Raw genomic sequence first — 18,805 nt, 5'->3', positions numbered from 1 at the left:
TGTCCCTGGGGCTGGCCCCGCGTGACCTGCGCGCATCCAAGAAAGGCGTCACGCGGGTCAACTGCGCCTACGTCGATACTGAACAATCGCAAGAGGCGCTGCGGAAAGCGTGCGACTACGCACACCGGTGGGATGTGCCCCTCCGCCTGGTGGCATTCACGCCTCACGGTCCGTCGATGTACCCCACCGAAACCCCGTACAAGCACGCCAAAGAGGCCACCCGGCAATGGCGTGACCAGGCTCAAAGCATCCTTGAGCGTGGACAAGAACGCGCCCTCGCGCGCTTCGACGATCTCCGCGTCGACCTTGCTATCGGGTCCGGCGAGGACTGGGAAAATTCCATCACCGACCTAGATTGGAAGAAAGGGGACCTCCTGGTTGTGGGCAGTTCCACGCTGGGCGTCTTCGGGCATACGTTCCTTGGTTCGTCGACAAACCAGATTGTGCGGAATTCGCCCGTCCCCACTGTTATTGTTCCCGTCTAAACCAACATTTTCGCTGTAGAGGAGGTTCGAGTGGATAGCCACGGGAAATCTCATTCTCACCGCTCCGATGACCCCGACCAGCACGTCACCGTCGATAAAGCAGACTCCACACCATCCAAACCATCCCAGCTGGATTACGAACTCGACCCATTACTGCGCCTCGAACAACACACGCGGTCCACTCACCAGGCCATTGTGTATGTCATCGTGGTGCCACTGATTACGCTGCTCGCAGCCGGGATCATCCTGTTCATTTCCCATAACCAGGGCGGCCCCGATTGCGACGCAGGAGAGTCGGCATGGATATGTTCGCGTACCTACGAAATTCTCTTCCCGGTGGTGCCGGGGGCGATCGCCCTCATCGGCGCGCTCGGGGGAGTGTGGACCACCTATATCAAGTGGGCCCGGTATGACCGCTGGCGCCCATGGCTCGCCATTTGTTGGGTGCTTATTCCCTTCGCGCTCGGGTGGATCACCAGTACCGGGTGGATGGCAATTGCCGGGCTTGATTACCGGTAGGCGCGCCGGGCGGTAGGCGCACCGGTTAGTCCTTCTGAATATCCGGGTGCCCCACGGTACCGATCCGACTGAACGGCAAAATACGGGCATCCACCCGGCCAATAATGTTCTTCTCAGGCACTGTGCCCTGGTACTGATCCTCCATGTGGTAACGAGAATCCGCAGAATTCGTGCGGTTATCGCCCATCAACCACACATTCCCATCGGGCACAGTGATCGGGCCAAAGTACCCGCCACCGCACGCTTCTGAGCCATGCTCAGTATCGACCTCCCGCTGCGGGGGCTGCAGAGTGTACGACGAATCGATCGTCTTCCCATTCACCTTGATGCCGTCGTCTCCGGGTTTGCACTCAACAGTTTGCCCCCCCGTCGCGATAACCCGCTTGACCACGTCATTCTCCGGGGGAGTAGCCAGCCCGATATACGACGCACCAGTACGCAACACCTTGCTGAAGCCGCTGCTCTCATCCGACGTGCTCTCACCAAACTCCCCTTCGTCCCAAGACTCGGGGCCTCGGAACACGACGACGTCGCCCGGCTCGGGAGAACTGAAATCGTAGGCAAGCTTATTGACGAAAACGCGGTCGTTATTGCAGCCCGTGCACCCATTGAGCGTCGGCTCCATGGATTCCGAGGGAATAACGTAGACGCGCCCGATAAAGACCTGGAACAGCACAGCCACGAGGAGCGCGCAGAGGATAATGATCGGGATTTCGATATACCAGGGGCGTTCCTTCTTCACCGTGGCCGCAGCGGGGGTTGACCCCGAGCCGGATTTTTTTGATTTTCCAAACATGCTGTTTTCCGTTCCGGGTCGGGCCTAGATCACCACGTTGACCATACGGCCAGGGACAACGATCACTTTCTTAATCTCATGATCACCCACGTGCTCTTTCACCTTGGCGTCATCAAGTGCCGCAGCTTCAATATCTTCGCGCGAAGCGTCCGTCGCTACATTAATACGGCTACGAACCTTCCCCTGCACCTGAACAGGAATCTCGACAGTGTCGTCGACAAGCCACTTCTCCTCGAAGGTCGGGAAGGGGCCGTGTGCCAAGGACTCGGTGTGGCCCAACCGCGACCACAGCTCCTCCGCGATGTGCGGGGCCAGCGGGGCAACGAGCAGCACAGCCGGTTCGACGATCTCGCGGGGAGCGCCGCCCGCGTACGTTTTGGTCACGTAGTTGACGTACTCGATGAGTTTCGCCACCGCGGTGTTATCCATCAACTGGGCGTAGTCCTCGCGGACCGCGGCAATCGTGCGGTGAAGGGCGCGGCGATCGTCGTCGGTGGGGGTCGCATCAGTTACCACGAGGTCCCCGGTGGATTCGTCGACAACCAGCCGCCACAGACGCTGCAAGAAGCGCTGCGAACCCACGACGTCCTTCGTCGCCCAGGGGCGAGATGTATCCAGCGGGCCCATCGACATTTCGTAAATGCGCAGCGTATCCGCGCCGTAGTTGTCGCAAATGTCCTCGGGGGAGACGGCGTTCTTCAGGGACTTACCCATCTTGCCGTATTCCTGGTGGACCTGCATTTCGCCGTGTTCGTTGGTCTGAACACCGTCCATGTTCCGCCCGTCGCTGGGGACCCACCAGAAGGAACCGTCGCGCTCGACGACCTCCGCAGCGGGGATGTACACGCCACGGTCGTCGGTGTACGCGAAGGCCTGGATGTAGCCCTGGTTGAAGAGGCGATGGTACGGCTCGCAGGAGGACACGTAGCCGAGGTCATACAGCACCTTGTGCCAGAACCGCGAGTACAGCAAGTGCAGCACGGCGTGCTCAACGCCGCCGACATACAAGTCCACACCGCCGGATTTCTTCTGATCCGTGGGCCCCATCCAGTACTTTTCGTTCTCTGGGTCGCAGAGCGCGTCCTGGTTGGTGGGATCCACGTAGCGGAGCTCGTACCAGGAACTCCCCGCCCATTGCGGCATCACGTTCGTATCGCGTCGGTACTTCTTGGGGCCATCGCCCAAATCCAGCTCGACATTGACCCAGTCCGTCGCCTTGGCCAGCGGCGGGTGCGGCTCGGACTCCGCGTCATCGGGATCGAAGGACACCGGGCGGTAGTCGTCCACATCCGGAAGCACAACGGGCAACATGGACTCCGGGAGCGGATGGGCCACGTCATTCTCGTCGTACACAATGGGGAAGGGTTCACCCCAGTACCGCTGCCGAGCGAAGAGCCAATCACGCAGCTTGTACTGGATTTTTTCCTTGCCGACGCCACGCTGGGCGAGCCAATCGATAGTGCGCGCTTTCGCGTCCTCCAAGTGGAGGCCGTTGATGTCTAGGCCGTCGTCATTGGCGGAGTTCACTGCCGTGCCGGCGCCCGTGAAAGCCTCGACGGTGACATCGCCGCCGGAAATGACCTCGGTGATGGGCAATTCGAAAACGCGGGCGAAGTCGTAGTCGCGCTCGTCATGCGCGGGAACAGCCATGATCGCGCCCGTGCCGTAGCCGGACAGGACATAGTCGGCGATGAACACGGGGATGCGGCGGCCATTCACGGGGTTCGTGGCGTACACGCCCAGGAACACACCGGTCTTTTCCTTGTTCTCTTGGCGCTCCAAATCGGACTTCGCGACGATGGACGCGCGGTATTCCTTCACCGCCTCGGCAGGGGTGGCTGCTCCGCCGGTCCAGCGGGCGATGGCGTCGTCAGAGAGCGAGCGCTCGGCGCGAAGATCCGGCCACTGATCTGCGACGACCTCGTCGACAAGCTCATGTTCTGGCGCCAAAACGAGGTATTCCGCACCGAAGAGGGTGTCGGGGCGGGTGGTGAACACGGGGCACGTGGCGTCGGTGTGGTCGGGACCGTTCGTCGGGATGGTGAAGGTGACTTCCGCACCCCTGGACCGGCCGATCCAGTTGCGCTGCATGGACTTCACCTTGTCGGGCCAGTCCAGCAGGTCGAGGTCGTCGAGCAGACGATCCGAGTACTGAGTGATCCGCATCATCCACTGGGTCAGCTTCTTGCGGAAAACGGGGAAGTTGCCGCGTTCCGAGCGGCCGTCGGCGGTGACTTCTTCATTGGCCAAGACCGTGCCGAGCCCGGGGGCCCAATTCACCGTTGACCTGGACCGATAGACCAAACGGAAGGTTTCAACGATGTGCTCACGCTGAGCATCATCCAGCGATTCCCAGATTTCCGCGGAGCTCTTGCCGGCTTGTTCAGCGGCTTCTACTGCCGCACCCGTGTCGGGATCAACGCTCTGGTAGCCGGGGCCGGAGGTCACATTGACTGCGCCCGATGCCAGTTTTTCCCGCAATTCCGAAACCGGCCGGGCTGCGTTGGCCTCGGGGTCAAACCACGAGTTGAAGATCTGGAGGAAAATCCACTGGGTCCAGCGGTAGAAATCTTGGTCAGTCGTAGCAAATGACCGACGCGGGTCGTGCCCCAGGCCCAGGCGCCCCAGCTGGCGCTTCATGTTTGCGATATTCGCCTCGGTGGTGGTCCGCGGGTGCGTTCCTGTCTGGACCGCGTACTGTTCCGCGGGCAGACCGTAGGCGTCATATCCCAAGGTGTGCAACACGTTCTTGCCCAACATGCGGTGGAAACGTGCGTAGACGTCCGTCGCAATGTAGCCCAAGGGGTGGCCAACGTGCAGGCCCACGCCCGATGGATAGGGGAACATATCTTGGACAAAGATCCGATCGTCGGGAAGTTCCGAACCTCCATCGCGGGGGGCTAAATCCCCGGTGGGGTTGGGGGCGTTGAACGTTCCCTCGTGGGACCAACGCTCGTGCCAGGCGTTTTCGATCTCCGCAGCCAGCCCGGCGGTGTAGCGGAAACGTGGTTCGTCGTGATGTGCCGACGACGCACTCGACCGCGAAGAAAGAGAGCCTGACGAAGTATTGTGGGAGGAGGACACTGATGTAGTGGGATGACCAGTTGACTGGCCCCCATTCGGGCTCTTTTCTCTCGGATTTGTCATGGTCACATAGTCTAGTTGGGCCCATGATGAGGGCAACTACAACGGTCACCGCTGACAAACCCGGTCATCAACCGCTCGTCTCGAACACACGAATCCTGACGAAAACAAGGAGCATGTATGCCGAACACCACTGTTTTTTCTGACTTCGTCGATTTCTACCGCGAGATGTATTCGCCGGAGACATTGTCCGCATCCGACATCTTCGCTAAAAAGACTGAATCCTTTTCTATCGACGACGTTGTTCACCCTGCTGACCAAAAGTGGTTTTCCGAGCACAACAAAGAAGCAACGATTAAGAAAGGTTCCGTCGTTTATCTGGGGGATGAACCTTTTTACGGCCTTCTGTCTGAGGTCGACGACGGGATTATTAACCGCACCTTCCCGCACATCGTGGACCGCCCTGCCTCGAACCGCATCAAGCTCATGGTTCTTGGCGATAACGCAATCTTTAAAAACAAGGTTTCTGGATACTTAGCTGACGGGTTAATCCAAGTTAAAAATACGGAAGGCCATCAGGGTTCCGCCGAAGAACCTATTAAGTACTTCGACGCTCTTCTTCAAAAGATTGACCATTCCTTGCCGTTGGTTCGACGCCAACGCGGGGAGCAGCTTGGCCATTCGCTGACCCGCACAGCGCAAGCGCTGGCAGAGATTCTGGACCTCAATGACCAGCAGAATGCGATGATGACCGGCCGGGAGGATCTCTCCGTGGGGGACAATGAATTTCCGCTTATTCCAGCGTGGGAGCTTCGCCACGCACTCATGGACAAGTGGCCAGGAAACCGGATGACCACGGACGGCGTACTGCATATTTCCGGAGATGACCTGCCTCAATCCAGTGAGATCGGCCGGCTCGAGCTCTATCCGTGGCGTAGCCTCCAGCGGGGTGTCATTCCGGAATGGATTAAAGAGGCGATCGCTTCGGGCGACGTACCACCGTCGGTAAGCAAAGCTGCGTCTGTGATCATTAGCATTCTTGATCGGCTGGACGATGACGCGAATGATCTTCTTTTCGTTGTGGCTAATCCTGAAGAATGGGCCGACGCTATTCGCGGGACCGCGACGGCCGCAGGCCACGACAATGTTGACCAGTTGATTGATCGCTTCACGAAGAAGCAATTGCTGTATTCCGACACCCGAGATCTGTCCATCGACAACCTTCTCGACGCCTGTATCGGCGACGGAGCTCAATCGCAGAAATCCGCCGACAAACGCCTCCACGGGCTGAGTGGCGTCGATATCACCACTAGCTAAAGCCCAGATCAGCGGCCTATTTTGGCCGCACGCCTGGCCTCGCGGCCGCACACCATTGAGGAGCCACACCCCATGCCCACACCGCCCACCACATCCTCCGAACGCCCCGTCGCCCTCATCACGGGAGGGACGCGCGGTATCGGACTAGCTATCGCCCACGACCTCGCCACCACGCACACCGTCTACATCGGCGGGACCAGCGAAGAGAGCGTCAAGAAGGCCCAAGAGACCGTCCCCGATGCGCAGCCATTCATTGCGGATCTCACTGACCCGTCATCCGTCGGCAAGGCTCTTGAAGCTTTCCCCGAACCGGCGCTGGATGTGCTTGTTCTCAGCGCCGGGATATCGGTCGGTGGCGCGATTGCCGATGTCTCCCGCGAAGACTGGGTTCGGGTGCTTGACCTCAACGTTATTGCACAGGTGGACCTCATCCGACAGCTCTTGCCGAAGCTACGCGCCGCGCACGGCGACATTGTGGCCATCAATTCCGGCTCCGGGCACAGGTCCCGCCCCGGGAGCGCCCCGTACTGCGCCTCTAAGTTTGCTCTGCGCGCTATTACCGATGCACTCCGCGAAGAAGAGCGCGGTGTAGTGCGCGTGACCTCGGTCCACCCAGGTCGCGTCGATACTGATATGCAACGCGAAATCCAGGCAGAGAAGGGAATGGCGCCCGAGGATTACGACGGAGCCATTTATGTGCAGCCGGAATCCATCGCGGCCGCGGTGCGCACAGCCATCGATGCCACACCCGAATGCACCGTGGAGGAGATCCGCGTCCGGCCTGTGATCGCGTAAAGCGGCGGGCTTACACTAGAACCATGATTGTCGGCATCATTCTGGTTATTCTCGCTGTTGCACTGGGTGGCGTGGGCCTGGCCGCATGGGGAGGAAAACTTCCCGGGAACAGCTGGGTGGGCATTCGTGTCCCCGAGGTTCGACGTGACCCCGCCATGTGGGAACTTGCGCACAAAGTCGCCGCGCCGAGCTGGACGGTCGGTGCGTTGGCCCTGCTGCTCGGGGGAGTTGTCGCTTTTGGTGCTTCGGGATGGGCATGGCTGTGGGTTGCCGTGGCTGTCATTGCATCGGTGGCGCTCATCGGTGTGGGTGCTGCGATGGGCGCGCACACTGTCGCGGTGCTTGATGCTCAACAACAAGCCGAAGAGAGCAATACGTCCTGCTCCTGCGGTGGCGGGGAGGCCTCACAACAACCCAGCAAGCCCGTGGCCGTCGATATCGATGCCGCTCGACGTGCCGCACAAGCTGCGGATTCCTAAGCCGATGGCTACACCACCCTTCATCCTTAATCTTCGCTCCAAAATTGGCCACGACCCTTTGTGGCTGCCCGGGGTGACCGTCGTCATTCTTCGCGACGGTTCCGAGCCCGTTGCGGATGGTCCCGCGCCCGGCGCGCGCGAAGTCTTGCTGGTCCGCCGCGTCGATAATGGGCAATGGACCCCTGTGACGGGCATCGTTGACCCAGGTGAGCACCCTCATGTTGCGGCTGTTCGGGAAGCCCAAGAGGAAACGCGGGCGCTCATCGAGATCGAATCTCTTTTGAATGTCCAGGCGGTCGGGCCGGTGACGTATCCGAATGGCGACGTGACGTCCTATGTGGACACCGCGTTTCGCGCCTCGCTTCGGGACGAATCGCCCGAGGTCGGTATTGGCGACGACGAATCCCAAGCTGTTGCCTGGTGCGATGTGAATGAATTGCCCGATATGAAACCACGGTTCAGGGCCATTATTGCTCGGGCGTGCGACGACGCAGATCACGGTGGGGCTGCGTCATGGGGGCCGCTTCCCGGGGCGGAGTAAGTCCGACGTGGTGCCCGTCGAGACCACTTAACCCGGCATGAACATAGAAAAATCCTCCCAATCCGAACAGGACTGGGAGGATTACAGCGCTGGGGCTGAGAGTTAGTCCCTCGCCCCGCTAACTCCTTACACCACGGCCGGGTGCAGGGTAGACATCGTGTACACCCGCTTGCGGGATACTCCCCAGACCAGGAAGACCATGGTGAGCACCGCAACGAAGGCCAGCACGAGCGCGGAGTTCCAGAATTGAGCGTTCAATTCACCGACCCCGGCTTGTCTCATCCCTTCGATGAGCCAACTAAATGGCATGAATGGGTGGAGTATCTGGAAGAACTTGGGCGATGTTTCGATGGGGTACAGCCCGCCCGCGGACGCTAGCTGCACCACCAAGGCAACGATGCCCAACAACTGCCCCTTTCCTTCACCGAACCAGATAATCAGCGCTTGCTGGAAGATCAAGAATCCGAATCCGCCCAGCAACATGAGGGCCGTCCAGGCGAGGAGGTTTTGGGGGCGAATATCCAACGTGAACCAGCTGATGCCAACCAGCAGCGCGACCTGCAAAACGCTGATCAACAGCGCTGGAGTGGTGGTTCGGATAGCCAACCGCAGCGAGGACACCGACGCAGCCAGGTTCCGTCGGGGGAGTGGACGAACAACCTGCCACACGAACAATCCGCCCAAGAAAATTCCGAAGCCAGCCAGGAACGGGGCTAGGCCTTCGCCCATCGAGGACACCTTGTGTACCCAGCTCTCGTTCAGTTCCGACGGACCCGCCATGGTGTCCGCGTTGTGAGCGACCATCTGCGTCGTAAAGGCTGGTACGCGATCCTGCGAGGATGCCAGGCTATCGTGCAGCGTGCCCGCACCCTCTGACAGCTTGCCGGTTCCTCCGGCTAGCTGCGTCGTTCCGTTCTTCAGATCTTTTTGACCATTATTCAGCGTGGTTGCACCGTCCTGGAGCCGGCTCGCGCCGCCCTGCAACCGGCTCAGACCGTTGCTGAGCTGCCCTGCACCGGCGTGAGCCTCACCCAGCTTCGAAGCGATGGTCTGGCTACCATCCTGGAATTGCTGGAGCGCGCCGCTGATCTGAGTGCTGCCGTCGGCCACTCGTCGGGAACCATCGGAAGCCTTCTGAGCACCGTCGGCGAGCTGGTGAGCAGCCGAATTGGCCTGATTAACGCCGTCGAGAAGTTGACGCACCTGAGGTAGCTGGTTGATTCCGGGGATTCCCTCAATCGCGGCCAGCTTGCCTTTCATCTCATCGAGCCCAGCGGCCAGTTGAGCATTGCCCTGCGCCAGTTTGGCGTTACCGTCGGCAACCTGCTGAGCACCACTCACAAGTTCCGTCGATTTCTCGTGGGCAAGACCTAACTTATCGGTGAGCTGCTGCGCGCCGGCTTGGAGCTGCGCAGATCCATCATCCAGCTTCTTCGCACCCGCGTGGGCCTCACCCAGTTTCGACGTGAGCGTCCCGGCGCCGTCCTTCAACTGCGACGATCCGTTGAGAAGCTTACTGGCGCCATTATCCAGCTGGGTCGCACCGCTATTGGCGGTCTTCGCACCATTAGCCAACTGGCCGGAACCGTCGGCAGCCTTACCCATTCCTTCGTGGATTTCGTTAAGCGACGAGAACACCTTGGCGCTGGCTGTGTTGGTGATCGACTCATTAATCGTCGAGTGCAGGCGCTCAGCTGCGGCTTTCAACAGGACCGAAGCCGACTTACCGTTCGCGTCGTTATAGTCGAAGTTCAGCACAGCTTGGTGCGGATTCTCGGTACCAATGGACGCCACGGACGAGGAAAAATCCTGGGGAATTACAACGGTCGCCAAGTACTTACCGTCCTCCAGGCCTTTCCTGGCCTCCGATTCCGAGGGGAATTGCCAATCGAAGGTGGGGTTGGCCTTAACATTCTGAATGATTTCCGGGCCAACATTGACCGGTTGTCCGTCTTTTTCTGCCGGACGGTCATTATTGACGACGGCGACCTTCATGTCGCTGAGGTTTTCCGTCGGATTCTGGTTGGCCCAGAGGAAGAACGCGCCGACGAGCAGCGGGATGGTTGCCAGGATGGCGAGCGCGACGGGGAAAATGCGCAGGCGGTGGATTTCCGAGTTCCGCCCGATCAACATGCGCGGCATGATGCGTTCGCGGTAGGCGGACGCGCCTTTCCCGCGCGCGGTGAGGCCTCGTCGTTTCGGCCGAGCAGGCGAGGAACCCGCGTCTTTACTGTGGTTGGGCTTGTTATTCGCCATGGTTGGCCTCCTCGGCGGCGAGAGCATGGGTGTGCTGATAAGCAGGTGTGCTGCCCGCGCGGTGGCGGGTCGTGGTTATAGGGTCCGTGGGGGAGCGGGGGATATCGACGCGCGTTTCCTCATTCGCGAGTTCATCTGCAGATTGATCTGCGGATTCGTCGGCGGGCTCGTCGACAACACGGCTTTCATCCCGATTGTCGGGGCGCTCGGCGAAGATCTGTCGTACGCCGTCAGGGATGGCGCCGACGTTGGCGGTGTTCGCGACGATCGTGATTCCTAGAGCAGAAGCACGCTGCAGCGATTCCCAAAGCGCAGCCTGGTCGTTCGGATTGCGGAGGGAATCGACATCGTTATAACTGATCACAGAGGGGCGGCAGACGAGAGCGACGAAGAGCCTCGCTTGTGCCTGCCCCAACACGGTGAGGTCTTCGATGGGAACGTCGGGCCCCGGGGGCTCGGTTCCAAAAGCTGCGTGGAGGCATGACGTCATATGCTCGCCCTCCCACCCGGGCCGACGAGCAATGATCGGCGATTCGAGTGAGATCCGCTCGTAGGCTGTTTCCGCGATGGTCAGTGCGGGATCCAAATCATCCAGATTCTCGAACCCAGCGAATGTCGCGATCTTTTGGACTTTCCGCATGTGTTGGGGAATGGTGATCCCACCCACGGTGACTGTTCCGCCCGAGGGCTTCATGCGGCCCACCAGGGTGAGTAGCAGGCTCGACAGTCCGTTGGACTGGCCGGCGACGAGCGCGACCGTTTCTCCCGGTTGAACAGTGAAACTTAGCGGTCCGTACACCGGGCCCTTTTTTGTCGACAGCTCGACGTCCTGTGCCGAAATGTCCAGAGGCATGAAGCTACTTCGCACCACGCAGCTCCTTATCATCTCAAGATTTACTTTTGTACTGAAAAGCTTGTGAGCGAAATAATAACACAACGGTTTCCACCCACTAATTATTTTTCGTTTAAAAGTGTGCTGAAGTTTCATCCGTGGCTCCCACGGACGTGTGGCGCGAAGCTAAGAGACCTAGACGGATTGTCTTTTACGCCAGCGTCTACGCAGGTAGTAGGCCCTTGAGCGCCGGCGGTGTTTCCTCCAGCGGTAGTAGTGATTTTCCTACATGCCCCCGCCCCAGCGTGAAGGTTTTTAGAATAGTGACGTGAATATTCGCAAAATTGCCTCCTGGCGGCCCGATCCGTTGATCGTCATGATCCTCTCAGCAGTGACGATCGCCATCCTTTTCCCTGCTCGCGGGTCTTTCGCCAGCGCGTGGGATACCGTCACCACCGGGGCAATTGCATTTCTGTTTTTCCTCTACGGCGCACGCCTCTCACCCGCCGAGGCGTTCGAGGGCCTCAAGCACTGGCGCCTTCACACCCTCATTCTGGCTTTTACCTACGTCGTCTTCCCGATCATCGGTATCGCGCTCTTCCCACTTCAGCACCTGGTGGGCCACAACCTTTATGCCGGCTTTCTGTTCCTCTGCCTCGTGCCGTCGACGGTCCAGTCGTCGGTCGCGTTCACGTCCGTTGCCAGAGGGAACGTGGCGGGCGCCATCGTCAGTGCGTCGACGTCGAATCTGTTAGGTGTCGTAATCACGCCTGTTCTCGTGATGTTCTTCATGTCGGGTTCGGGTTTCCACGTGTCCGGCAGCGTGTTTATCGACGTTGCGCTGCAGCTACTTGTGCCATTCATTCTTGGCCAGATCGGGCGCTTGTGGCGTCCGATCGCGAAAATGTCGGCAAGCCCGGTGACGAAGAATGTGGACCGACTGTCCATCGCTTTCGTGGTGTACGGGGCGTTTTCGGAGGGGATCGTGTTGGGCGTGTGGACGTCGATTGCGTGGTGGCAGCTGGTGATCGTCGTCCTACTGTCCCTTATTTTGGTCGAGCTGATGCTGTGGTTGACGTGGACCGCCGCGAGCCGTTTCGGCTTCGACTATGGCGACCGCGTGGCCATTCAGTTCTGCGGGACTAAGAAGTCCTTGGCGACGGGCCTTCCCATGGCCGCCGTCATTTTCCCCCAGAGCGCTGCGGTGATCATTTTGCCGCTGATGGTGTTCCACCAGATTCAGCTGATGGTGTGCTCTGTGCGCGCGAGCCGATACGCGCGCCAGTTGGACGAACACGCCGCCAGCTAGACGAATCGGCCAGGACAAACGCCGCTACGCCACAACGTTGAGCAGAAGAACGTACAAAGCGGTTCCGCCGAAAATGGAGAGCGTCACGCTGTGCCGCCACACATGAAGCAGGCACGTTCCCGCAATAGCGACAAGGACGGGCCACCATCCGCCACTGTCATGCGAGGTTTCCACAGCGGTGTAGACAATAAGCACCATGGTGACGCCCACGGGCATGGTTCGGCTGAGGTGGGCCACGAAATCTGATCCCCGCAAACGCGCAATAAACGGAAAGGGAAACGCGCGCAGGGCAACGGTGACAACACCGATCACGCACAGCATCGCGAGCGTGTGGGACAGCGACACACCTTCGGGCAACCCATAATCGCCATAGGCCAGCGTGTGATTCATCGCGGTGTTCCCCCTTCAGCGTCGGCGGGGTCGGAGTGGCCACGGCCGGACCGCAGCGTGAGGGTTTCGTCGACGGTCGGAGACCAAAACCTCACGAGGAGCACAGCAAGGTAGAGCCCCAGCCCGATAACCATGAGAGATTGCTCCGACACAAGCCATCCGACGGTCGCGCAGACCAGGGCAAGGCCGGGCAGTGACCAGTCGGGATTCGCGGAAAATGACTCCATGGTGAGCACAATGAATAGGGCGACGAGAGCGAAGGACATCCCGTCGATGGTGGGAATGTATTGGCCGACTAGGGCACCAACTATTCCCGACGCCAACCAGAGGGCTTGCACAACGACCTGGATTGTCAGGACGTGAACGCCGCTGATCGAGCTGTTCTTCGCCATGGACGTCGATGCGATGGCATAAGATTCATCGGTCAACGCGTAGGTGGAGTAGGCGCGCCAGGCGCGGCTCTTAATTGCGTGGCGAGGGAAGGTCAGGCCGTAGAACGCGTGACGGAAGTTCACCATCAACGCTGTTAACCCGGCAGAAAACAGCCCAATCCCGCTGCTAATCAAGCTGATGGCGAGGAACTCCATGGATCCGGCATAAATGATGGTGGAGAGTATTGGTGCCCACCACCAGGCAAAACCTGATTGGACGACCAGAAGGCCGAAGGAAAGTCCTAGCGGAATCAGCCCCAGCCCAATTGCCCAGGTTTCAACTAGACCTTGCCGGATGTCGGGGCCTAAAGAACCGCCGTGTGCGGGGTTGTTCTGCGGTGATCCGCGGTGTGGGGGTGTGTCCATAACGTGTTCTCTACGGGTGCGAGGTGACGGTTAATTTTCGGTTTAATTCTCGTTCGGATCGATAGGGTAGGTCGCGAAGAGGGGGAGTGGTTGCTCTTGCCGACGCATCACCTGCCCCCACACATCGACATTGGCGGGGGCGAGGACATCTTCGGTTAATGCCGGCGCCACGTACCAGTTTCCGCGCTCAATTTCGGCATTAAGTTGGCCTGGCCCCCACCCGGCGTACCCGCCGAACATGCGAAGACCGTGCAGCTTCCCTTTCACCTCGTCGGGGTCGGCGTCTAAATTCACCGTCACAAATCGGTGCGCCGTGGTGGAGAACAGCGTGGTGTCGTCGATAACGGTATCTGGCTTCGCTACCCCGACGGCGAGAACAGTATTGTGTCCCACGGGTCCGCCGAGATAAATCACCTGAGGTGCAGTAATAAGCGGCGTCCACTGCGGCAGGACGTTGTGTGTTGCCATCTCTGTGCGTTCTGTTAGGTCAACGCCGACGGCACCGTCGGGACCAACGTCGAGAAGGAAAATGACGGAGCGAGTCAGCTCTGCAGATACCGTTCCGGGTGCAGAGACCAGCAACATTCCCGCCTCAGGAGGTGTTTTGCTCAGCCCATTGAACAGGCGATCACTGTAGATATCACTCATGAATGTTGCTCCTCTGACTCCTGTTCCTCAGTCCACCATTTCTTCAGCTCCAGGATGGCATCTTCGCGCTCTAAAGGCCCCTGATCCAGGCGAACATCTTTCATGTGCTTCCAGGCTTTTCCTACCATCGGTCCTGGTTCAATATCTAGGATCGTCATAATGTCGTTCCCGTCAAGATCCGGACGGATGCGCGCGAGATCCTCTTTGTGCTGAATCTCCTCAATACGACGTTCAAGATCGTCATACAAGCGTTGTAAACGACGGGCTTTCGCCTGGTTCCTGGTTGTGCAGTCCGCCCGTACGAGCCGGTGAAGCCGGGGCAAAAGGGGCCCCGCATCGGTGACGTATCGACGAACAGCGGAATCATTCCACGCTTTTTCGGTATAGCCGTGGAAGCGCTGGTGCAGGTAGATCAATCCCGAGACGTCTTTGATGAACTGCTTACTGTATTTCAATGCCCTGAAGCGCTTCCGGGCCATTTTCGCCCCCACCACGTCGTGGTGGTAAAACGTGACGCCTCCGCCGGGTTTCGGGGCCCGCGTGCTGGGTTTTCCGCAGTCGTGGAGCAGCGCCGCCCACCGCAGGACTAAGTCCGGACCATCCGGTTCACGATCAATAGCTTGGCGCAGTACCTGCAGCGAATGGGCATACACATCCTTGTGCTGCATGTGCTCGTCACGGGTCATACGCATAGCAGGGATTTCGGGAATGATGTAGTCCGCCAAACCGGTGTCCACCATGAGTTCAATCCCGTCGGTGGGTTGGTCCCCGAGGATTAATTTGTCCAGCTCAGCGTGGATCCGTTCCGCTGTGATCCGTTGGATGTCCCCCGCCATTCTCTCCATGGCCTCACGCACACGTGGAGCAACGCGCAACCCCAGTTGGGACACAAAACGGCAGGCCCGGAGCATGCGGAGGGGGTCGTCGTGAAACGAAATCGCCGGATCGTCCGGTGTATCAAGATAACCGCGGACGAGGTCAGTTAATCCGTGAAGCGGATCGTGAAACACCTGCGAACCGTCGCCACGGACTTCGACGGCCATCGCGTTGACGGTGAAATCCCTGCGGGTTAGGTCCTTGTCTAAGGAATCACCAAAGGTGACCTCGGGGTTTCGTGATTCGCCGTCATAGGTGTCGGCGCGAAAGGTCGTCACCTCTATATCTTGGCCGCTGCGTTGGCCCGACACTGTGCCGTAGTCAATGCCCGTATCCCACACGGCGTCGCACGTGGTCTCCAAAAGCCGGTGGATATCATGCGGCCTGGCATTCGTCGTAAAGTCAAGATCACTGCTCAAACGCCCTAAAAGAGCATCTCGGACGGAACCACCGACCAAATAGAGGTCACAGCCGTCATCATTAAAGGCCTGGGCAAGCGGTGTCATCACGGGGACTAAGGAGGCTAAGTCTCTGTGCGCACGTGCCAAATATTCTGCCTCCATAACGGACGTGTCATGCGAGGAGTTCGAATCGGACGGACGCGAATGGGAGAGTGAGGACGAACCAGCCATGTCAGATATCGTACCGGTCGTCAAGACGTGTCTAGTCCCCACCGATCGTTACGACGCGAGTTATCCACAAGTGACCATTTATCCACAGGGAACGCGCAATGTGACTGGCCTATCTACCCACATGGGTTCATCGGCCTCTATCCTGAAAAGAATGAGTAGGAGCACACGGCCACAGTCAGCGAGCCAAGACTCGTCCGACGCTGGCCACACGGGGGGCGGCGGGTCGCCACGGCGCACGCGGCGCACAAACGGGGGCCGACGCCGGCGCAGCACCTCTAGCTCGAAAAACAACCGCCAGGGTGGCGATAAGAAGAAGGGTAACCACAACCAGGGCAGTGGCTCGTCGAGGGATAAAAATAAGCCACATCAGAAGCGTTCGACGACGTCGCGACGAAACAGCTCGCGGAATGCTGGTTCACGCAACAATTCGCGCAACGGTGGGAAGCGTTCGAGGCCTGGTAGGCCACGTGACCAGCGCTCCGGCCGCGGGTCGTCCCGAAACTCGCGACGCAATAAATCCCGCGCCCTCGCTTCGGTCTACATGCCTACTTCGGAGGAAACGTCCGCCGGTGGACTCGTCGTCTCTGGATTAGCTGAAGCCGTTGACGACGCCGGAATTGTGAATATGGATCGCATTTATGTGTGCCTGATCGGGCGGCTTGACCGTCGTGGTCGGCTCCTGTGGTCCATCCCCAAAGGCCACGTTGAGCAGGGCGAAGACCATACCACGACCGCTGAGCGTGAAGTGTGGGAAGAAACCGGGCTCACCGGGCGCGTTTTCGAGGATTTGGGGACCATTGATTATTGGTTCGTGTCCGACGGTATCCGCATCCATAAAACTGTCCATCACCATCTGTTGGAATATGTTGACGGCATCTTTAATGATGATGATCCTGAAGTCACCGAGGTCACGTGGGCTCCTGCCTCTGAGCTCGTGGAGCGGCTAGCCTACGGGGATGAACGGAAATTGGCCCGGCGCGCGCACGAGATTCTGCCGGATCTGGCACGTCAAGCCCATGCGGAGGGGAGGATGACGCCATGGTGAAACCGTGGAGAACACGCATCCTCGGCATGTGCAGCGCTAGTGCTGTAGCTTGTGCTGTCGGAATACTCCCGGCGACGATGACCAATACGGGACATCAAGGCCCTACGGCTCAGGCTGCGGAATCGACGCAATGGACCAACCCCTCGGCGCGGGACGGGCACTCCAAGAACGATATTGATGTCTCGATTTCGCAGATCAACCCGACGATCGCCACGATCGATGGGCATGTTGCGTTCACGGTGAAGCTGACGAACTCAACCTCAAGCACGCTCGACTCCATTACGTATTCTTTGTCGCGCTCCGATGCCGTCGTCGACACCGCATCTGCCCGTCTCCGGTTAGCGGATAATAAGGATGTCTTTAATCACGATCTGATCAACGGATCTGTGGACCACGATCAAGCCAATGATTCGCAATCCACGGGGTCGACGTCGGCACGCGAATCGGGTAAGAAAAGCACGTCGGCCAAGAGCAGTACAACCACCGCGTCCTCGGGTGATAACTCCGCTGTCACTCTCAAACCGGGTGAGTCCACCACTCTGACTTTTGATCTTCCGATCACGGAGGGGAATGGCAAGGCCACGCCGTTGGGCATTACTGATCCGGGGACCTATCCCATCGTGATCAGTGCTCAGGCGGGGTCTTATGAGGGTTCGTCCAGGTTCTTGCTTCCTGTCCGGGATAAAGCCAAACCGGAGGCTGACAATAAACAGGCGAGTGAAAATCAGCCTGTACCGCTTACTTTTTTGTGGCCGCTGGCCAGCCGGTCAGCCATCGTCCCAGGTGAAACTGGTGAAGCCCCTGACTCAGCTCCCCTCCTGCTGAGCGACGAAACGCTCGCCCATGAGCTCGCTCGGGGAGGGCGGCTCGACGGCCTGTTGTCGGCCTACGCCAACGCGGCCAGCAAGAATAACGGCATTAAAGAGGCGAGCTGCCTGGCCATTGACCCCGACCTGCTCACCACTGTGGAGAGAATGACTCACGGGTACTCGGTGACCAATGAGAGGCCGAGCGCCGTGAGCGAAACGACTCGCCTGCGGGATAGTTGGGGATCCTCCAAGGGAACGAAAACGCGCGATGGCAAGGGCACGGGCGATGCCGAGAGGTGGCTGAAGAAACTCAAAGACACGGCATCCGGGGGATGTGTCGTGTCGCTGCCCACCTCGGGGGCCAACCTCAATGCCGTTGCAGCCACCAAAGACCCATGGCTAACTGCGCAAACGCTCTCAACCGGGGATACGAACATTCAAGCCATTCTTGGCACCAGCACGCTCAGCAACATCGCCATTCCCGGCGCGGGGTACCTCAACCAAGACGCCATACCGTCGTTGGCCAACGCCTATACCAATGGGGAGCCTATCGACCTGAACTCGCAGTTCGAGGAGGGCGTGGCAAATACCGATAAATCTGCCGGCGCCCCCACTACTGAGGAACCGCAGGTCAATCCGGTTACTCTCACATCCGACGAGGCATCGACGAATACAGTGCGGCCAGCCTCGTGGCCTCCTCGGGATCCGCACGTTACGACGCTCGTCGCAGATAACTCACTGTCTACCAGCACTGAAACCGACAACAAGGAAAAATCTGATACGGCAGCGGGCGATGGTTCATCCTCCGACAACGATGATTCCGCTGGTGGGGACTCTGTGGCTCGTTCCCGCGATGATGACTCAGCCGCACATGACCAATCCGCGTGGGAAAACAAACTTATCGACGTTGGCCACGGTGTGACAGCCATTCCGTTTAATGCGGATGTGGGGGCCACCCTTGCTGCAACCGGGGGGACGCCCGAGACGGCAGCGTATTCCACACCGCTGACGCGCTATCACGAGACGCTTGATTCCTCTCACGCGCGAATGCAGGACGCCATTGCCGTCATGTGGCAGACGATTCAATCACGCACTCCCGTCCTTGCCACGCCCCCCGCGCAGTGGACCGCCAGTAGCGAGGACGCCACCGCATTTTTAGACGCTGTTGGCACACTCCTCGGTGGGGAGGCCACCC

The 18,805-nt window shown here is 59.3% G+C and carries 16 protein-coding genes and 1 pseudogene; 9 read left to right on the top strand and 8 right to left on the bottom strand.

The features are described from left to right. Together Q3981_RS06815 and Q3981_RS06810 are read left to right on the top strand one after the other, a co-directional pair. On the top strand, positions 1-485 hold a 485-nt coding region (locus Q3981_RS06815), incomplete at its 5' end, for a universal stress protein (RefSeq protein WP_303124658.1). A 30-nt stretch (positions 486-515) separates the two neighbouring features. Continuing rightward, the gene (locus Q3981_RS06810) at positions 516-1,004 is read left to right on the top strand and encodes a hypothetical protein (RefSeq protein ID WP_012732674.1); all 489 of its coding nucleotides are present in this window, start codon (positions 516-518) and stop codon (positions 1,002-1,004) included. A 25-nt stretch (positions 1,005-1,029) separates the two neighbouring features. Here Q3981_RS06810 and lepB read toward each other — a convergent pair whose 3' ends face one another. Next, positions 1,030-1,800, bottom strand: a complete 771-nt coding sequence (gene lepB, locus Q3981_RS06805) for a signal peptidase I (protein ID WP_303124655.1) — start codon at positions 1,798-1,800, stop codon at positions 1,030-1,032. A 24-nt stretch (positions 1,801-1,824) separates the two neighbouring features. Beyond that, complete coding sequence (locus Q3981_RS06800) at positions 1,825-4,947, bottom strand: leucine--tRNA ligase (protein WP_303124653.1); 3,123 nt, start codon at positions 4,945-4,947, stop codon at positions 1,825-1,827. A 117-nt stretch (positions 4,948-5,064) separates the two neighbouring features. Between Q3981_RS06800 and Q3981_RS06795 the strand changes: the two genes are divergently transcribed. From Q3981_RS06795 to Q3981_RS06780, 4 genes are all read left to right on the top strand, one after another. Beyond that, positions 5,065-6,201 carry a hypothetical protein gene (locus tag Q3981_RS06795; RefSeq protein WP_303124651.1) on the top strand — a complete coding sequence of 379 codons (1,137 nt, stop codon included), beginning with the start codon at positions 5,065-5,067 and terminating at the stop codon, positions 6,199-6,201. 72 nt (positions 6,202-6,273) lie between these two features. Continuing rightward, positions 6,274-6,996, top strand: a complete 723-nt coding sequence (locus tag Q3981_RS06790) for an SDR family oxidoreductase (RefSeq protein ID WP_303124649.1) — start codon at positions 6,274-6,276, stop codon at positions 6,994-6,996. 23 nt (positions 6,997-7,019) lie between these two features. After that, entirely contained in the window at positions 7,020-7,475 is a 456-nt protein-coding gene (locus tag Q3981_RS06785) for an SdpI family protein (protein ID WP_303124647.1), read from the top strand. A 4-nt stretch (positions 7,476-7,479) separates the two neighbouring features. Continuing rightward, complete coding sequence (locus Q3981_RS06780; protein WP_303124645.1) at positions 7,480-8,016, top strand: NUDIX domain-containing protein; 537 nt, start codon at positions 7,480-7,482, stop codon at positions 8,014-8,016. A gap of 126 nt (positions 8,017-8,142) precedes the next feature. Here the strand turns inward: Q3981_RS06780 and Q3981_RS06775 are convergent, their stop codons facing one another. Both Q3981_RS06775 and Q3981_RS06770 read right to left on the bottom strand, forming a co-directional pair. Beyond that, positions 8,143-10,272: a YhgE/Pip domain-containing protein gene (locus Q3981_RS06775; RefSeq protein ID WP_303124643.1), complete on the bottom strand. Its 2,130-nt coding sequence runs from the start codon at positions 10,270-10,272 to the stop codon at positions 8,143-8,145. Beyond that, positions 10,262-11,143, bottom strand: coding sequence for an ATP-binding cassette domain-containing protein (locus tag Q3981_RS06770; RefSeq protein WP_303124641.1), 882 nt, complete (start codon positions 11,141-11,143; stop codon positions 10,262-10,264). Before Q3981_RS06770 ends, Q3981_RS06775 begins: the two co-directional genes overlap by 11 nt. A 289-nt stretch (positions 11,144-11,432) precedes the next feature. Here Q3981_RS06770 and Q3981_RS06765 point away from each other — a divergent pair, with 289 nt between their 5' ends. After that, a complete protein-coding gene (locus Q3981_RS06765; RefSeq protein WP_368410098.1) occupies positions 11,433-12,413 on the top strand; it encodes a bile acid:sodium symporter family protein in 981 nt (326 codons plus the stop codon). Positions 12,414-12,437: 24 nt separating this feature from the next. Here Q3981_RS06765 and Q3981_RS06760 read toward each other — a convergent pair whose 3' ends face one another. Genes Q3981_RS06760 through Q3981_RS06745 form a run of 4 tightly spaced genes read right to left on the bottom strand, consistent with a single transcriptional unit; the run spans position 12,438 to position 15,687 of the window. Beyond that, a complete protein-coding gene (locus tag Q3981_RS06760) occupies positions 12,438-12,803 on the bottom strand; it encodes a branched-chain amino acid transporter permease (RefSeq protein ID WP_303124639.1) in 366 nt (121 codons plus the stop codon). Continuing rightward, complete coding sequence (locus Q3981_RS06755; protein WP_303124637.1) at positions 12,800-13,600, bottom strand: AzlC family ABC transporter permease; 801 nt, start codon at positions 13,598-13,600, stop codon at positions 12,800-12,802. Before Q3981_RS06755 ends, Q3981_RS06760 begins: the two co-directional genes overlap by 4 nt. 42 nt (positions 13,601-13,642) lie before the next feature. Further along, a complete protein-coding gene (locus tag Q3981_RS06750; RefSeq protein WP_046203400.1) occupies positions 13,643-14,248 on the bottom strand; it encodes a YqgE/AlgH family protein in 606 nt (201 codons plus the stop codon). Next, a complete protein-coding gene (locus Q3981_RS06745; protein WP_303124667.1) occupies positions 14,245-15,687 on the bottom strand; it encodes a CCA tRNA nucleotidyltransferase in 1,443 nt (480 codons plus the stop codon). The genes Q3981_RS06750 and Q3981_RS06745 overlap by 4 nt, the downstream gene beginning before the upstream one ends. A 220-nt stretch (positions 15,688-15,907) precedes the next feature. Here Q3981_RS06745 and Q3981_RS06740 point away from each other — a divergent pair, with 220 nt between their 5' ends. Both Q3981_RS06740 and Q3981_RS06735 read left to right on the top strand, forming a co-directional pair. Continuing rightward, positions 15,908-16,801, top strand: coding sequence for an NUDIX hydrolase (locus Q3981_RS06740; protein ID WP_303124632.1), 894 nt, complete (start codon positions 15,908-15,910; stop codon positions 16,799-16,801). Between the two features lie 77 nt (positions 16,802-16,878). Next, positions 16,879-18,805: pseudogene (locus tag Q3981_RS06735) on the top strand (hypothetical protein); the annotation flags it as partial.

This window comes from Corynebacterium sp. (genome assembly GCF_030530965.1).
Taxonomy (GTDB): Bacteria; Actinomycetota; Actinomycetes; order Mycobacteriales; family Mycobacteriaceae; genus Corynebacterium.
Note: the sequence above shows the minus strand (reverse complement) of the source record. Positions and strands in the feature narration are given on the sequence as shown.

Excerpts from the sequence above, each read along its gene's own strand:
- lepB (WP_303124655.1), bottom strand. The coding sequence starts at position 1,800 with ATGTTTGGAAAATCAAAAAAATCCGGCTCGGGGTCAACCCCCGCTGCG.
- Q3981_RS06800 (WP_303124653.1), bottom strand. The coding sequence starts at position 4,947 with ATGACAAATCCGAGAGAAAAGAGCCCGAATGGGGGCCAGTCAACTGGT.
- Q3981_RS06795 (WP_303124651.1), top strand. The coding sequence starts at position 5,065 with ATGCCGAACACCACTGTTTTTTCTGACTTCGTCGATTTCTACCGCGAG.
- Q3981_RS06790 (WP_303124649.1), top strand. The coding sequence starts at position 6,274 with ATGCCCACACCGCCCACCACATCCTCCGAACGCCCCGTCGCCCTCATC.
- Q3981_RS06785 (WP_303124647.1), top strand. The coding sequence starts at position 7,020 with ATGATTGTCGGCATCATTCTGGTTATTCTCGCTGTTGCACTGGGTGGC.
- Q3981_RS06780 (WP_303124645.1), top strand. The coding sequence starts at position 7,480 with ATGGCTACACCACCCTTCATCCTTAATCTTCGCTCCAAAATTGGCCAC.
- Q3981_RS06775 (WP_303124643.1), bottom strand. The coding sequence starts at position 10,272 with ATGGCGAATAACAAGCCCAACCACAGTAAAGACGCGGGTTCCTCGCCT.
- Q3981_RS06760 (WP_303124639.1), bottom strand. The coding sequence starts at position 12,803 with ATGAATCACACGCTGGCCTATGGCGATTATGGGTTGCCCGAAGGTGTG.
- Q3981_RS06755 (WP_303124637.1), bottom strand. The coding sequence starts at position 13,600 with ATGGACACACCCCCACACCGCGGATCACCGCAGAACAACCCCGCACAC.
- Q3981_RS06750 (WP_046203400.1), bottom strand. The coding sequence starts at position 14,248 with ATGAGTGATATCTACAGTGATCGCCTGTTCAATGGGCTGAGCAAAACA.
- Q3981_RS06745 (WP_303124667.1), bottom strand. The coding sequence starts at position 15,687 with ATGGAGGCAGAATATTTGGCACGTGCGCACAGAGACTTAGCCTCCTTA.
- Q3981_RS06740 (WP_303124632.1), top strand. The coding sequence starts at position 15,908 with ATGAGTAGGAGCACACGGCCACAGTCAGCGAGCCAAGACTCGTCCGAC.